Annotated in this window: 12 protein-coding genes and 3 pseudogenes; 12 read left to right on the plus strand and 3 right to left on the minus strand. The window is 58.9% G+C overall.

Translation table 11 applies throughout. From position 1 onward, the window contains the following. Positions 1-60 precede the first annotated feature (60 nt). Positions 61-873, minus strand: a complete 813-nt coding sequence (locus BLR72_RS06945; protein ID WP_091923280.1) for a transporter substrate-binding domain-containing protein — start codon at positions 871-873, stop codon at positions 61-63. 258 nt (positions 874-1,131) lie between these two features. On the opposite strand from BLR72_RS06945, the gene BLR72_RS06950 reads away from it, so the two are divergent. The 3 genes from BLR72_RS06950 to BLR72_RS06960 all read left to right on the plus strand — a co-directional run bounded on the left by BLR72_RS06950 (position 1,132) and on the right by BLR72_RS06960 (position 4,588). Beyond that, positions 1,132-1,884 (plus strand): FadR/GntR family transcriptional regulator, encoded by a 753-nt coding sequence (locus tag BLR72_RS06950; protein WP_091946761.1) that lies wholly within the window; start codon positions 1,132-1,134, stop codon positions 1,882-1,884. A gap of 2 nt (positions 1,885-1,886) precedes the next feature. Continuing rightward, the gene (locus BLR72_RS06955) at positions 1,887-2,546 is read left to right on the plus strand and encodes an RraA family protein (protein WP_175492301.1); all 660 of its coding nucleotides are present in this window, start codon (positions 1,887-1,889) and stop codon (positions 2,544-2,546) included. A gap of 395 nt (positions 2,547-2,941) precedes the next feature. Beyond that, a complete protein-coding gene (locus BLR72_RS06960) occupies positions 2,942-4,588 on the plus strand; it encodes a GMC family oxidoreductase (RefSeq protein WP_091946767.1) in 1,647 nt (548 codons plus the stop codon). Between the two features lie 599 nt (positions 4,589-5,187). Here BLR72_RS06960 and BLR72_RS06970 read toward each other — a convergent pair. Further along, positions 5,188-5,774 (minus strand): annotated as a pseudogene (locus BLR72_RS06970) (alcohol dehydrogenase); the annotation flags it as partial. 306 nt (positions 5,775-6,080) lie between these two features. Here BLR72_RS06970 and BLR72_RS06975 point away from each other — a divergent pair. Continuing rightward, a pseudogene (locus tag BLR72_RS06975) lies at positions 6,081-6,182 on the plus strand (cytochrome c); the annotation flags it as partial. Between the two features lie 42 nt (positions 6,183-6,224). Beyond that, a pseudogene (locus BLR72_RS06980) lies at positions 6,225-6,600 on the plus strand (transposase); the annotation flags it as partial. A 99-nt stretch (positions 6,601-6,699) separates the two neighbouring features. Here the strand turns inward: BLR72_RS06980 and BLR72_RS06985 are convergent. Continuing rightward, positions 6,700-7,167: an Lrp/AsnC family transcriptional regulator gene (locus BLR72_RS06985; RefSeq protein ID WP_091946773.1), complete on the minus strand. Its 468-nt coding sequence runs from the start codon at positions 7,165-7,167 to the stop codon at positions 6,700-6,702. Positions 7,168-7,287: 120 nt separating this feature from the next. Here BLR72_RS06985 and BLR72_RS06990 point away from each other — a divergent pair, with 120 nt between their 5' ends. The 7 genes from BLR72_RS06990 to doeB all read left to right on the plus strand — a co-directional run bounded on the left by BLR72_RS06990 (position 7,288) and on the right by doeB (position 16,095). Continuing rightward, complete coding sequence (locus BLR72_RS06990) at positions 7,288-8,766, plus strand: NAD-dependent succinate-semialdehyde dehydrogenase (RefSeq protein ID WP_091946776.1); 1,479 nt, start codon at positions 7,288-7,290, stop codon at positions 8,764-8,766. A gap of 12 nt (positions 8,767-8,778) precedes the next feature. Then, the gene (locus BLR72_RS06995) at positions 8,779-10,182 is read left to right on the plus strand and encodes an aspartate aminotransferase family protein (RefSeq protein ID WP_091946779.1); all 1,404 of its coding nucleotides are present in this window, start codon (positions 8,779-8,781) and stop codon (positions 10,180-10,182) included. Positions 10,183-10,356: 174 nt separating this feature from the next. After that, entirely contained in the window at positions 10,357-11,805 is a 1,449-nt protein-coding gene (locus tag BLR72_RS07000; protein ID WP_091946782.1) for a MocR-like ectoine utilization transcription factor EhuR, read from the plus strand. A 67-nt stretch (positions 11,806-11,872) separates the two neighbouring features. After that, complete coding sequence (gene eutB, locus BLR72_RS07005; RefSeq protein ID WP_091946785.1) at positions 11,873-12,892, plus strand: hydroxyectoine utilization dehydratase EutB; 1,020 nt, start codon at positions 11,873-11,875, stop codon at positions 12,890-12,892. Next, positions 12,889-13,902 carry an ectoine utilization protein EutC gene (gene eutC / locus BLR72_RS07010; RefSeq protein WP_091923058.1) on the plus strand — a complete coding sequence of 338 codons (1,014 nt, stop codon included), beginning with the start codon at positions 12,889-12,891 and terminating at the stop codon, positions 13,900-13,902. The genes eutB and eutC overlap by 4 nt, the downstream gene beginning before the upstream one ends. Beyond that, positions 13,899-15,077 (plus strand): ectoine hydrolase DoeA, encoded by a 1,179-nt coding sequence (gene doeA, locus BLR72_RS07015; RefSeq protein ID WP_027232340.1) that lies wholly within the window; start codon positions 13,899-13,901, stop codon positions 15,075-15,077. The genes eutC and doeA overlap by 4 nt, the downstream gene beginning before the upstream one ends. Before the next feature lie 4 nt (positions 15,078-15,081). After that, positions 15,082-16,095: a N(2)-acetyl-L-2,4-diaminobutanoate deacetylase DoeB gene (gene doeB / locus BLR72_RS07020; RefSeq protein WP_175492303.1), complete on the plus strand. Its 1,014-nt coding sequence runs from the start codon at positions 15,082-15,084 to the stop codon at positions 16,093-16,095. Positions 16,096-16,141: the final 46 nt, after the last annotated feature.

Here is a 16,141-nt window from a genome sequence, read left to right on the forward strand (position 1 = left end):
CCCGAGCCGGGGAACTTGACGATCCGGCTCGGGACAGGGCATGCACAAGTCGAGGTTTGGTTAGAAGGTCGGAAGCTTGCCACCGGGTACAGGAATGCCGATCCACTTCCTGTGCAGTTGATCAAGCTTGCCGGTCACTTCGATGTAGTAGATGAAGTTGTTCAGCCACTGGTGGAGTTCAGTCGCATCTTTGCGCGTGGCCATCGACCAATAGAGGGTGAAGAGCGGAACGTCTTTCTTCACTTCGAGATTGCTGAGATTACGCTTGGTAATGATGTCGTTGGCGACTGCGGCAACAGCTGCTGTTGCATCGACCTGACCGGAGATCAGCGCCTGCATCGCAAGCGCATCGTCGTCGAACCGAACGACTTCGAGACCTTCGACACCGTAACCGCTGACTGCAACGTCCTGTGTACTGCCTTTGGGTACAGAAACGCGCTTACCTTTGAGATCGTCGAGCGAAGTCAGCTTCATATCCTTGGCCGCAACAAAGCGCATCTCATAGGCGCCGTAGGGATTGGTCATAAGGAACGTCTTGGCCCGTTCCGGTGTCGCGGTCATTTGCGCGATGAGGAAATCCACGCGGCCGGACTCAAGCGCTGCAGCCCGTGAAGCGTTGTTCACCGGTACAATCTCGAGCTTTACACCGAGGGCAGCTGCGGCCTCCTTGGCAAGGTCGACGATGAACCCGTCGGTGTTGCCGTTGGCATCTACCGTATCATAAGGCGGGATGCCGGTTAGAACACCGATGGTGACGCTGCCCTTCTTGGCGATATCCGCCGTTGTCTGTGCACTTGCACCTGTCGCAGATGCAGCCAAAACGGCCGCCAGGGCAATGATGCCGCCGACCAAATGTCGCAAACGTTTGATCATTTTATTCTCCTCCCTCGTTCGTTACGGATCGCACTGATCGTCGCATACCGTATGTTTGCCACCGCCCTAACGTCCGGGCGACCTGCAGAGCGACTGCCACTTGCCGTGCGCGCCCTGAACTAACTCTTGACATATGACTTATGACATAAGTATGAGTCAAGCACGTCCGCTGAATAAATTGCAGCACATGATTGTGATGAAGAGCGATGGCTACTTGTGATTGCAGTTGCGGTTGTGGGACTGAAAGAGAGGTCGAAAATGAGATCCACCGAACAGGCGCCGCCTGAAGCGAGGCCGCGAAGCAGGCTTCATTCCTCGGTCGCGAGTGCGCTCGAGGACCAGATCATTTCAGGCGCTTTGTCGATTGGGGAGCGGCTTCCATCGGAAAGTGAAATTGCCCGTGACTTTGGTGTATCCACGCGGTCTGTGCGAGAAGCGATGCAAATCCTTGAGACCAAGGGCCTCGTCAGACGGCGACACGGTGAACGCACCATCGTCGTCCGAGATGATGTGGCCGAGTTTCTGGGGACGCTCGCCGTTACGGTTCGGCAACGCTTCGCCAGCGACTCGGAATATCTCCTACAGTTGATGGTCGTACGCCGCATGATCGAAACCGAGGTGGTGGGCCTGCTGACAGCGAAGGCACAGCCGGTGAATGCCGAGGTAGAGGCGGCCCTTGAAGCGATGCGCGTCGCTCGCGACAAGGAGGATTTTGCAGGATTTACGCAGGCGGACGCAGCCTTTCATCTGGCTCTCGTACACTCGACAGGAAATGCGATCCTGTCTGTCTTCTACGACAATCTCTACGGCCTCATCACCGAAGTCATCCGCGTCACCAGCCGTGTACCAAGCAAATCACTCGCGGCCGCCTATGCGGAGCACGCGGATATCTTCGAAATGATCCGCAACCGTGATGAGGCTGGTGCGAAAACGCTAATGCGCGCCCAAATCGACAACAGTGCAGCTTATCTGCGGGTCGCGATCGAAAATGCCAACGCTAAGGAAAAATGAAAATGCCTGATTTCAACTATTCGGACACGGATTGGGACTCGATAGAGCGCCTTAAGAAATGGTACTCCGGCGACGTCCACGACAGCATGGAGCATCTTGGCCTATGGGGATACCTCGACGGGATCTCGCTTCTTGGGGCCCTTGGCTCGGGAGAAGTCGTGTGCGGTCCCGCGGTAACCATTCTATTCGAACCTTCTGATCGCAAGGGAGAGCCCCAGGACGTCTATCATAACGCGATTGACAATACGCCCAAGGGCGGAATTTTGGTCTGTGACGCCTCTTGTGCCGATGGATCCTGTTCGGGCGAATTGATGAGCACCGGAGCGAAAACCCGGGGCGCGGCCGCCACCATCGTCAACGGTACCGTCCGCGATCTCGCCCAGGTCCGCGCACTGGGCTATCCATTGTTCGGTACGTCGCCGAGCCCCGTGGGCGTGACCGGCAAGAAAGAACCGAAAAAATCTCAGGTGCCGGTCAAAATCGGAAGGGTGACCGTAAGCCCCGGCGATATCATCTTTGGCGATATCGATGGTGTTGTTGCAATACCGAAAGAACGGCTCCGCGACGTTGCTGATGCCGCCGATGCACTCGGCAAAAACGAGGCGGCCGCGCGAAACCGTATTCTTGCGGGAGAAAAGTTGCAGTCGGTCTGGCCAGCTTGAATGTGGGTGGCCCGCCAAAGCGGGCCACCCAACGTCGCTTTGGGGTTCCCATCCTGATGTCAACCGAGCTTCCTTGTTGGTTCGCGGAAAGGTAACTGCCATATCCTGCGAGGGCGAGGCTTCCCAAATCAGCTGTGATGCGATCAGCCAGTGGTGTTTCCATCTGAAAACGCGGATACTTGGAAACGTGTCGTTATCAGCAGCGATGAATTGCACCAAGAACGTGCTTGATAAGGCGACGCCGCCACCGTTCAGCCCTGGCGCATTCTGCCAATCCACGACTAGCACACCTGCCCAAATGGATGATTTGCCCAATGGTGTCGCGTTCAACTATACTCAGCGAGCCTTCAGGCTCAAATGCGCACTGAAGACCGAGAACAGAACTGGGGGATTTCATGTTCGTCGGTGATATAACCAACCTTCTGTCGAAGGTACACAATATTTGTGTGGTCGGTTCAGGACCGGTAGGAATCGTAACAGCATTGGAACTTGCGCGGCTCGGACAATCGATAACGCTCATCGAGTCCGGCCTGTTCAAGCCTGATGCCGCCGCACAGGCGCTGTCGGATGCAGAACGCGCGGACATCCGACGCAACAGCGACATGACGCTTTCAGTTCAAAGAAGCTTTGGCGGGACATCAAATCTTTGGGGAGCGGGCTGCGTTCCACTTGATCCGATCGACTTTGCCTACCGTCCAATTACTGCAGACGCGATATGGCCAATAGCCTACAGTGAGTTTGCCGATTATCTGAAGATTGCCTGCCGTTATGCCAATTGCGGCGAGTCATTCCAGCAGCCTGTTCGCGGACTGAAACTCGTGGATAATAACTTTTCTACCGGCAATCTGATGCGCTATGCACAGCCTGTCAGCTTCGGCGTGGCATATCGTAAGGAAATCGAGCGATCGCCTTTGATCACGGCATGCCTCGGTGCGACGGTGACCGATATGTGCTTCGCGCATGATGACGGTATAGAAGCAATCAAAGTCAGGAGTCGCGATGGCTCGATGGGGTTGCTTAAAGCCAAGGCTTACATCTTTGCTTGTGGTGGGGTCGAAACGACCCGTCTCCTACTGGCTGCACAAGCGGAAGCACCAAAACGTTTTGGGGGAGAAGAGGGTCCGCTCGGCAGATTCTATATGGGACATCTTTCTGGCGATGTTGCCGATATACATTTTTCTCATGCTGGACTCGACAAAGCATTGGATTTCTTCCGCGGGCCGGACGGTGCTTTCGGGCGCCGGCGGATTACCGGCAGCGGTGAGTTTCAGGCAAAGGAAAACCTGACCAATATTTCGTTCTGGCCGAAGCTTCCCGCCATGGCCGATGCAAGCCATCGAGATGCAGTCTTGTCGCTAGCCTATCTCACTCTATCCGTACCACCGGTGGGACGTGTTTTGGTAAGTGAGTCGCTGCGCCGCATTAATGTGGGCGACGGTGGGCATAAAGCGGCGCACGCACTCAATGTCGCCCGCGGCTTGCCGGCGATCGCTAAATTTCTCCCACGCTTCATATACGGGAGGTCGCTTTCCAGCCGAAGGCTCCCTGGGCTGCATCTGCTCAACGGTGCTCGGCGTTACCCTTTGCATTATCACGCCGAGCATCTTCCCAACGTAGATTCGCGCATCCGTCTTGTTAATGAACGCGATGCGCTCGGTTTAAGGAAGGTGATTCTTGACCTGCGTTTTCAGTCGAAAGACGCCGAAGCCGTTGTCGACACTCATAAACACCTTGACCGTTGGATGAAATCAACCGGACTAGGAGAACTGATCTGGCATGGCCCACCGGAAGAACGTCAACCGAGTGTCATGGATCAGGCCGGTGATGGCGTCCATCAGATTGGAACCGCCCGAATGGCACTAAGCCCAAAGGCCGGTATCGTCGATCGTAATTGTCGCGTATTCGGGGTCAGGAATCTGTTTCTTGCCAGCAGCGCCGTATTCCCCACTTCCGGGCAAGCTAATCCGACTTTAAGCGCCATCACGTTGGCCGCTCGCTTGGCACACACGATAGCAACCGAAATAACCACTCACCTGGTTTGAGCGTGTGACGCACCAGTTCGCGGTTTCTGCGGAAGAATTCTTGCAACTCGCCGCCCTCAAGAATGGCCCCGCGATTCGCACTGCCGAAGCGAATTGATGAGCACCGGAGCGAAAACCCGGGGCGCGGCCGCCGCCATCGTCAACGGTACCGTCCGCGATTTCGCCTAGGTCCGCGCACTGGGCTTTCCATTGTTCGGTACGTCGCCGAGCCCCGTGGGCGTGACCGGCAAGAAGGAACCGAAAAAATCCCAGGTCCCGGTCAAGATCGGTAAGGTGACGGTGCGCCCCACCGATATCATCTTTGGCGATATCGATGGTGTTGTAGCAATACCGAAGGAACGGCTCCGCGACGTTGCGATGCCGCCGACGCCCTCGGCCAAAACGAGGCTGCCGCGCGCAACCGAATCCTTGTGGGAGAAAAGCTCCAGTCAGTCTGGCCAGCTTGAACGTGGGTGGCCCGCCAAGGCGGGCCACCTAACATCGCTTTGGGGTTCCCCTCCTAATGTAAGACAGCTGCGCGACGAATACGGAATCCGAATGAACTAACATGCGGAATATTCGAGATTTCAGAGGGTGCAATCTCGATGGTTCCGGACATCTTACTCGCTTCTACTTGGAACAACGACCGCCGCTCCGTTCAAACGTCCTGATCGTAGATCCTCGAGCGCGGTATTAGCATCTTTCAACGAATAGCGAACGGTAGTGGTCAGCACTCCGGCTTTGGCAGCGATTGGAAAGAAATCCCTGGCATCCTGACGCGTCAGGTTTGCGACGGAAACAAGCTCACGTTCCCCCCAAATATTGGCATATGGCATGGCTGGAATTTCGCTAATATGAATACCGCAAACCACGCGGCCACCTTTACGCACCGCTCTTAAGGCCTTTGGTACAAGGTCGCCGATCGGAGCAAAAATGATGGCGGCATCAAGTTCCTCTCGGTTTTTTCGTCCGAGCCGCCCGACCACGTGGCACCCAGTTTCTTGGCAAAACTTTGCGCCTATAAGTCTCCTTTTCGGGTAAATGCATAAACCTCCCGGCCCTGCCACGTGCAGATCTGCGCGATGATGTGAGCAGCGGCACCGAAACCATGAAGTCCGAGTTTTTTGGCTGTGCCAACCTTCGTGAGAGAGCGCCAACCGATCAAGCCAGCACATAACAGCGGTGCCAGAGAAACGGCATCTGCAGCCGGATGAAGGTAGGTACTCGAAATTGCCGCACAACTTCCCGAAGGAATATGATCGTGCCCCAAGCTCCGTCGTTTCTTGACTCCATTGTTCCGCTCGATATCAAGACCGAAGCGAGGTCGATTGGCCAGCCGAGTCGAGCGCTCGCCCTTGCGATCGATAAAGATAGCAAGGCTGCGGCAGCGGGTCTTGTTGAAGGCGACATTATCGCCAGCATCACCGGCAAGCCGTTCATTCGTCCGAGGAAACACTCAGGTTTGGCCCAGCGAAGTGGGCATCCGCTGCTTCTTGGCCTCTATAGCGCCGGTTGCCATACACCGGGACATTTCCAAGGCAAGCCGGACATGGCGCGTTACCTCGGCGGCTCCGAGGCGGGCTTCGAGATGACGAAACTTGGAGTTTTCTACGGCCCGACTTCACCCCATCGGTGGCGGTAATATCCGACGGCGGGTCTGTTTTATTATGTGAGCTGCGAACGTTCCGACCAGCCAACCGCTGCAGGCGGTACGCGCCGTTGTCGACGAGGCGCTGGAAGTCCAATCGTCTGATTCGAAGGCGATGTACTCGGCGATTGGCCGCCCGTCGATTCCTGCTCCGTGCCCTGTTGTTGCGGGCCTTTTACGATCCGCTCGGAGCGTCAGCTCATGGAGCAGATGGACTACAATCTGTTGTTCCGATGGACGCGCGGATCTGGGGCGTCACCGTCTTCACCAAGAACCGTGAGCGCCTCTTGGCGGGCGACATCGCCGCCGCGTTCCTAGTCGCCTTTCTGAGCCAGCCACGGCTAAGGCTCTCTTGTCGGACGAGCACTTCTCGATGGACGGCACCTGATCGAAGCCTCGGTCTTCAACAGTTTAGACTTTATGAGACTGAAATTCCCTTCGATCGAAGACTGCCGTATGCAATATGGAAATCTAGATATGATGGTCAATCCTCAATCGGAAAAGCAAAGCCAGCCTTCACTCGATCCATAACGACCATGGTCTTGAAGCCCTTGATATCGTGGTTCTCGTAAAAGAACCGCCGCGTGAAAGCCTCGTAGTCCTCCATATCCTTCGCCGTGATCACCAGGATGAAGTCTGCGTCGCCCGTCACATAGTAGCCGATCATGACTTCCTTAGTCGTACGGATCGCTGTCTTGAACCGGTCCACAATATCCGCCCGTTCGCGCTCCAGGGAGACAAGCACTATCATGGTGATGCCGCGCCCGACGGCCTTCGGCGACACGATCGCCACGTCCGCCTCGATCACGCCCTCTTCACGCAGCCGTTTCAGTCGTCGCTGACATGCGGTCGGCGACAGGTTGGCGATCTGCGCCAACTCTTCCGACGTCATGCGGTTGTTTTTCTGCACCGCATCAAGCAGTACCCTGTCAGCTCTATCAAGCCCACCCATGCAGAACTCCGGCGAAAGCGAATCGATAATCGCATATTTTCTGCATCAAAAAGGAAGTCAACGCAGAAATGCGATGCCAAGACGCGAGTACACTTCCTATGAAGACAATCCGGAGCAACTATGAACCGTACCGCCGCTGCTGCCTTGACCAATCTATCACGACCTGATCTGATCGAACGTCGGGCCTTTCTGGATGGCACCTGGGCCGCGCGCGAGAGGACGCTGGACGTCGTCGATCCTGCGACGGGAGAACACCTCGTTGATGTTGCGGCTTGCTCGCTTGAAGATGCCGATGACGCCGTCGGTGCGGCGGGAAAGGCATTTCTCGACTGGAGGGACAGACCTCCCGTTGAACGGGGCCAGGTCCTTCGGGCCTGGGGCAAACTGATGCGTGACAACGCACGGGATCTTGCAGTCATCATGACGGCCGAACAGGGCAAGCCTTTGGCGGAGTCGCTTGGCGAGATCTCCTACGCTGCCAATTTCCTCGACTGGTTTGCCGCCGAGGGCGAGCGCGCCTATGGGGAAACAATTCCGAGCCATCTGCCCGCTAGCCGGCTTTCGGTCCACATGCAGCCGCTGGGGGTGACCGTCGCCATTACGCCCTGGAACTTTCCCTCGGCGATGATCACCCGCAAGGCGGGCGCAGCCTTGGCCGCCGGCTGCGCGATGATCGTCAAACCCGCTCCGGAAACTCCCCTCTCGGCGCTCGCCCTGGCGAAGCTGGCCGACGAGGCCGGCATGCCCGCCGGCGTATTCCAGGTTCTGACCGGCGAAGCCGAGCCGCTTGCACGCCGGCTTCTGGAACATACGCAGGTGCGCGCCTTTTCCTTCACCGGTTCGACAGAAGTCGGGCGCATCCTGCTGGCGCAATCGGCTGCTACCGTCAAGAAAGCTTCCTTGGAGCTCGGCGGGCACGCCCCCTTCATCCTGTTCGACGATGTCGAACTCGCTCAGGCTGTCGAAGGCTGTATCGGTGCCAAATTCGCAACCTCGGGCCAGGATTGCCTCGCCGCCAACCGGATTTACGTTCAACGCGGGATCTATGATCGTTTCGTCGAGGCCTTCGCCGAGGCGACGTCTAAACTCCATGTCGGGCACGGTCTTGAAGACGGGACCGATATCGGCCCGATGACACGGAGGTCGGTGGCGGAAAAATGCCGCCAGCAGATCGCGCAGGCGCTTTCTGCCGGCGCGCGCCTTGTCTGCGGCGCGCAGGAGAGCCCACTTGGCGCCAATTTCGTCACACCGACCGTGCTGGCCGATGTGACCGACGACATGACGATTGCTCGCGAGGAAACTTTCGGACCGGTCGCCGCGATACTACCGTTCGACGACGAGCGGGACGTAGTCGCGCGCGCCAATGCCACCGAAATGGGGCTGGCGGCCTATGTCTACACGAACGATCTCGGCCGCGCGATGCGCCTTAGCGACCGGCTCGAATACGGCATGGTGGCGGTCAACACCGCAAAATTCACCGGCGCGCCCATCCCCTTCGGTGGCTGGAAGCAATCCGGACTCGGTCGCGAAGGCTCGCGCCACGGCCTCTCCGAATATCTCGAATCAAAATATGTTTGCTTCGGCAACCTCTCTGCCTGAAAGGAACCTGTCATGGCCATAGACGTCACTCGGATTGCCGAGATGGACCGCAATTCGGTCCTGCATCCCTTCACGAAACTCAATGACTTCGCCAGCGGCAAGATGGGCGATCCGACGATCGTCGAGACCGGCAAGGGCATCCGCATAGAGGACGCGCTTGGCAATCAGCTGATCGACGGCTTTGCCGGCCTCTATTGTGTTAATGTCGGCTATGGCCGCACCGAGGTCGCCGAGGCAATTTCGCGCCAGGCCTATCGTCTCGCCTACTACCATTCCTACGCCGCGCACACGACGGATGAGTTGGCAATCCTTTCCGATCGCCTCGTGAAGATGGTGCCGGGCAAGATGAGCAAGGTCTTCTATGGCATGTCCGGTTCCGATGCCAATGAGACCCAGGCAAAGCTCGTCTGGTACTACAGCAACCTTCGCGGCAAGCCGAACAAGAAGAAGATCATTTCCCGCGAACGCGGCTATCACGGCTGCAGCGTCGTCTCGGGATCCATGACCGGCATGAGCTTCTACCATGACCACATGGATCTGCCGCGTGCGGGCATCCTCCATACTGGCGCTCCGCATCATTATTGGGGAGCGGAGGCCGGCGAGACGGAGCTCGAGTTTTCCAAGCGCCGTGCCGAAGAACTCGAGGCCCTGATCCTGCGAGAAGACCCTGAGACCATCGGGGCCTTCATCGCCGAGCCCGTGCTCGGCACCGGGGGCATCACGCCGCCGCCGCAGGGATATTGGGAAGAAGTGCAAAAAATCCTCAGGAAATACGACATCCTGCTGATCGCCGATGAAGTCATTACCGGCTTCGGGCGAACCGGTTCCATGTTCGGCTCGCAGCACTACGGCATCGAACCGGACCTGATCACCGTCGCCAAAGGCCTTACTTCAGCCTATTTCCCGCTCTCGGCCGCCATCGTCGGCGAGAAGGTGTACAAGGTCATGGAGGAAGGAGCAGATCGCGTCGGAACCTTCTCCCACGGATACACCTATTCCGGCCATCCGATCGGTGCTGCGGCAGCAAATGCCGTTCTCGACATCGTCGAGAAGGAAGACCTGCCGGGCAATGCGCGGGCGGTCGGCACCTACTTCCAGGAGCAGTTGAAGGCGAGGTTCGCCCAGCTTCCCATCGTCGGCGAAGTGCGCGGAGTGGGCTTGATGGGTGCGATCGAATTCGTCGCGGATCGCGATAAGAAGACGCGTTTCGCGCCGGCTCTCGCTGTCGGCGCACGCGTCTCCAAGGCGGCTCGCAATCGTGGCCTGATTGCCCGCGCCATGCCGCATGGCGACATCCTGGGTTTTGCGCCGCCGCTCGTCACCACAAAAGCCGAAGTCGACGAAATCGTCGCCATTGCAGAATCTGCCGTCCGATCCGTCATGGATGAGCTGGCACAAGCTGGCGAAAAAATCTGATCCCGGCATGTGCCGGGCTGGATTCGCTCTCCCGGCACATATTCGGAGCCCAAAAGCCCGGCAATTGCGCTTATCTTCAAGGCAATTGCCGCCGCGTCGTGCAAAACGCTTCATCTTTATGGATGAAGCGTGCATAATGTCATGAAATTATAGCTCTAATAACGAGACAATTTCATGCGCCGCCAAGCCAATCCGCTTGCCACCAACCCGAGCCCTGCGACGAGGCCGGTGGTGTGGCGACCAAGCCTCGCCAAACAGAAGGGCGAGACTAAGCACGCGGCACTGACCGAACGCATCATCGCCGATATTGATGGCGGCCTTCTCAAGCCGATGGACCGGATGCCCACACATCGCGACCTGGCGCGCGATCTCGGCCTTTCCGTGCAGACCGTCAGCCTTTCCTACAAGGAGGCCGAACGGCTCGGCTATCTGAGCGGCGAGATTGGCCGCGGCACCTTCGTGAAGGCGCGCGTGACTGATCGTGCCGGTCGAATGATGCTGGATCATAGCTCCAACGAAGTCCTCGACCTGTCCATCATTCGCGGTGTCTATCTCGATGAGCATGAAACCGCATCGCGAGAAATCTTTCGCGAGATGGCTGAAGGGAATGTCGCCGATTTCATGCGTCCCTGCCGCCCGATCGCAGGTCTCGACCGTCATCGCGAGACCGCACGGATCTGGCTGCGCACGCTGGGCGTCTCCGCCAATGCCGGACGCATCCTCGTGACGAACGGTGCGGCCCACGGCATATTTCTCGCGCTTACCTGCATCATTCGTTCCGGCGATGTGGTTCTTTGCGAAAATCTCACCGATCACGGCATTATCGGCCTCTCCAATATACTCGGCTTCAGCCTGAAGGGCCTGCCCACCGACGAAGAAGGTATCCTGCCCGACGCTCTTGAAGCCGCGTGCGCATCAGGTGGCGTTCGAGCGCTCGTCTGGATTCCGACACTCAACAATCCCACCGGTCATGTCGCAGGCGCCGCCCGACGACATGAAATCGCCACGATCGCAAAGCGTCACGGTATCTTTGTCATAGAGGATGAGGTCTATCGGCCGATGATCGACGAGGACTTGCCCTCGATCGCCGAAATGCTGCCCGATCTCGGCTTCTTCGTCACGAGTTTCACCAAGACCGTGCTGACCGGGTTGCGTGTTGGCTATCTTGTCGTGCCCCCCGCCTATTCCATTCGTGCGGCCTCCATCTTGCGCGTATCGAGCTGGAGCGGCACCTATCTGACCGCCGAAATCGCCACACGTTGGATCGAAAACGGTACGGTCCAGCGGCTGATCGGTATCCAGCGCGGCGAAATCCGAACCCGCCAGGGAATCACGACAGACATTCTGGGCGATCACATCGCTTCCAGCCATCCGCTGTCGCCTTGCGCCTGGCTGAAAGTGCCGAAGCACTGGGCGGAAGACGGACTGGTGCGTTCGCTCGCCAACCAGAATGTCGCCGTAACGCCATCCGAGCCCTTCGTCGCCGGCCCCGGCCATGGCGGCGGTATCCGCATCTGCATCGGCGGCCGCATGAGCCATTCGAGCCTCTCCAAGGCGCTAACGACGGTGCGCCAGGCGTTCGAGCAATTGCCGCCCGTCTACGATATAGGTTCGATCGGCTGAGGCCGTCCGCCACAATCATTGAATCATGACAATATAATAATTGACATGATTTTACTTCGCTCCCAACATGACAATCATGACGAGCGCCAACCTGCCCAGAACTCCCGACCAAGCGATGCTGCCGGTTACGCCGACGGATATCGAGCAGGCTGCGGCGCGCATTGCCGGTCGGTTGGAGCCTACGCCCCTAGCGCACTCCGGCACACTATCTGAACGCACCCACCAGTCTGTCTATCTCAAGCTCGAAACGCGCCAGCCGATCGGGGCCTTCAAACTGCGTGGCGCAATGAACGCCATCCTGTCGCTCGATGATGCCGAGCGGAAACGTGGCCTTGTCACCGCCTCAACGGGCAATCATGGCCGTGCCGTAGCCTATGCCGCTCGGGAACTCGGCTTGTCGGCCACTATCTGCATGTCGTCGCGAGTTCCCGCGAACAAGATCGAGGCTATCCGCGCACTCGGCGCCAACATCCGTATCGTCGGCGTCTCGCAGGACGATGCGCAGGAGGAAGTCGAGCGCCTGGTTCGAAGCCTTGGCCTCGTTTCAATCCCGCCATTCGACCATGTCGATGTAGTGGCGGGTCAAGGGACGATCGGCCTGGAAATCGTCGAGGACCTGCCCGACCTCGCAACCGTGCTCGTTCCTCTCTCCGGCGGCGGCCTGGTCGGCGGCATAGCCGTAGCCGTCAAAGCCGCGAAACCACAGGTACAGGTTATCGCTATCTCCATGGAACGCGGCGCGGCCATGTATGCGGCAATCGCAGCCGGCAAACCGGTCGGGATCCGCGAAGAAGAGACGCTGGCGGATTCCCTCGGCGGCGGCATCGGCCTCACAAACACCATCACCTTCCCGCTCTGCCGCGACCTGCTCGATGACATCGTGCTGCTGACGGAAGCCGAGATCGCCGCTGGCGTTCGCCACATGGCACGAGAGGAATACGAAGTCGTGGAGGGTGCCGGAGCGGTCGGCGTCGCTGCGATCCTCGCCGGGAAGATCAAACTTTCGGGACCCACCGTCATCATCGTATCGGGTGGCAATATCGATCCGGACACCCATCGGCAAATCGTCGAGGGGACCGCAGCATGAGCCGGATGAGCATCCTCACGGAAAGAGATCTTCGCGCGGCTGTCAGGCTCGACATTTCTGCGGTCGACTGTATCGAGCAGGCCTTTGCCGCGCTCGCCACCAAGGCAATCGCGATGCCGCCGATCCTGCGTCTGGACATTCCGGAATTCCGTGGCGAGGTAGACGTCAAGACGGCCTATGTGCCCGGTTTCGACAGCTTTGCGATCAAGATCAGCCCCGGCTTCTTCGACAATCCCAGGCTTGGCCTGCCGAGCCTCAATGGTCTGATGATCCTCTTCAGTGTGAGAACCGGACTGGTCGAAGCCCTTCTTCTCGACAATGGCTATCTGACGGACATTCGAACGGCTGCGGCCGGAGCGGTCGCCGCACGGCATCTATCGCGCGAGGACGCTGCCGTCGCCACGATCTTCGGAGCGGGCATGCAGGCGCAACTGCAACTTCAGGCGCTGATGCTGGTGCGGCAAATCAGGTCCGCACGCATCTGGGCGCGCGATCACGCGAAAGCGCTAACGCTCGCGGCCGAATTTTCCCACGCCCACGGCATCGACGTCGTCGCCATTGCCGATCCGCATGAAGCCGTACGAGGCGCGGACATCGTCGTCACCACGACGCCGGCGGAAAAGCCGATCTTGATGGCCGACTGGCTGGAGCCCGGGCAGCATCTGACCGCGATGGGATCGGACGCCGAACATAAGAACGAGATCGATCCGGCCGTCTTCTCCTGCGCCACCTATATCGCCGACCGCATCACGCAGACGCGCATTCTCGGCGAATTGCATCATGCGATCATCGCAGGCGCGGCACAGCCCGACCAGCCCTTTTCCGAACTCGGCGCCGTCATAGCCGGCAAGGCACAAGGCAGGACCGGTGCGAATGACATCACCCTCGCCGACCTTACTGGCACCGGTGTGCAGGACACCGCCATTGCCAATCTGGCCGTCACCCGCGCGAAAGATGCTGGAAGCGGTCAGGTCATCGAAAACCATATCAACACGGGAGATGCAGTGTGAGCGTGACCCTGAGCTTTACGCGCGAGGAATATGCCGAGCGCCTGTCCAAAACCCGTCATGCCGCAGAAAAGGCCGGAATCGATCTTCTGATCGTCACAGACCCGTCCAACATGCACTGGCTTACCGGATATGACGGCTGGTCCTTCTACGTGCATCAATGCGTGCTGGTCCCGCCGATGGGCGAGCCGATCTGGTACGGCCGCAAGCAGGATGCCAATGGCGCGAAGCGCACCGCCTATCTGAACCACGCCAATATCATCGGTTACCCCGATCACTACGTGCAGTCGACCGAGCGTCATCCGATGGATCTCCTGTCGCAGATCATCGACGAACGCAAATGGTCAGGTCTCACCGTCGGCGTCGAGATGGACAACTATTATTTCTCGGCTGCGGCCTTCGCATCGCTGCAAAAGCATCTGCCGAATGCCCGCTTCAAGGATGCTGCGGGCCTCGTCAACTGGCAGCGCGCCGTCAAGAGCCCGACCGAAATCAACTACATGCGCAAGGCGGGCAAGATCGTCGAGCTGATGCACAAGCGCATTGTCGATGTCGTCGAGCCCGGCATGCGCAAATGCGATCTCGTCGCCGAAATCTACGATGCCGGCATTCGCGGCACATCCGAATTCGGAGGCGACTACCCGGCAATCGTACCGCTTCTGCCCTCCGGGGCCGACGCTTCGGCCCCCCACCTGACCTGGGACGACAAGCCGATGCAGTCGGGCGAAGGCACGTTCTTCGAGATCGCCGGCGCGTACAAACGCTATCATTGCCCGTTGTCGCGAACCGTATTCCTGGGAAAGCCTACACAGGCCTTTCTCGACGCGGAGAAGGCGACGCTCGAAGGCATGGAAGCAGGCCTTTCCGCCGCAAGACCGGGCAATACCTGCGAGGACATCGCTAACGCTTTCTTTGCCGTGCTGAAGAAATACGGGATCATCAAGGACAACCGCACAGGCTATCCGATCGGTCTGTCCTATCCGCCGGATTGGGGCGAGCGCACGATGAGCTTGCGCCCGGGCGACCGTACGGAACTGAAGCCCGGCATGACCTTCCATTTCATGACAGGCCTCTGGCTGGAAGACATGGGACTGGAAATCACCGAGAGCATCGCGATCACGGAAACAGGTGTCGAATGCCTGTCGAACGTGCCGCGCCAGCTCTTCGTGAAGGGCTGAGACCGTGCTGATGAGCGTGTCCCGCCCTTCGCCCATTGCTCCGACCGTCGATTTCGACGCCAAGGGGGTGCAGCACGGTCATCTGCGGCTGCCCTACAGCCGCGATGACAGCGCCTGGGGTTCGGTAATGATTCCGATCTGCGTGATTGCCAACGAGGAAGGCCCGACTGCGCTGCTAACCGGTGCCAATCATGGCGACGAATATGAAGGACCGGCGGCCTTGCTGGAACTGGCACAGACACTCGATCCGTCGCAGGTGAGCGGGCGCGTGATCATCGTCCCGGCGCTCAACTATCCGGCTTTCCGCGCCGGTACGCGCACCTCGCCGATCGATCGCGGCAACCTCAACCGGAGCTTCCCGGGCCGTCCGGACGGCACGGTGACGGAGAAGATCGCCGACTACGTGACGCGCCATCTCATTCCGCTGGCCGATATCGTGCTCGACTTCCATTCGGGTGGAAAGACGCTCGACTTCCTGCCCTATGCTGCGGCTCACGAGCTGCCGGACAAGGACCAGGAAGCCCGCTGCTTCGAAGCGGTTGCCGCCTTCTCGGCGCCCTTCTCGATGAAGATGCTGGAGATCGACGCGGTTGGAATGCTGGATACGACGGTCGAGGAAATGGGCAAGACTTTCGTCACGACCGAGCTTGGCGGGGCCGGCACGGCAACCGCCCGCTCCATAGAGATCGCACGCAAGGGTAGCCTTAACCTCCTGCGCCACGCCGGCATCCTGAAAGGCGAGCCGGATGTCCGTCCGACCCGTTGGCTGGATATGCGGTCGGACGATTGCTTCACTTTCGCGCAGGACGACGGATTGATCGCATTTGTCCGTGATCTCGGTGATCCGGTCAGATCCGGCGAAACCGTTGCCCACGTCTACCCGCTGGGCCGGACCGGCATCGCCCCTGTCGAATACCGCGCCGTCATGGATGGCGTTCTTGCAGCACGCCATGTGCCCGGCCTCATCAAGGTCGGCGATTGCCTTTCCGTCATCGCGACGATCACGGAGAACATCTGACCGGAACAATCGATGCGAGATCCGAAAACGGACCGCCGAAACTTTA

This window comes from Phyllobacterium sp. YR620 (assembly GCF_900104165.1).
Taxonomy (GTDB): domain Bacteria; phylum Pseudomonadota; class Alphaproteobacteria; order Rhizobiales; family Rhizobiaceae; genus Phyllobacterium; species Phyllobacterium pellucidum.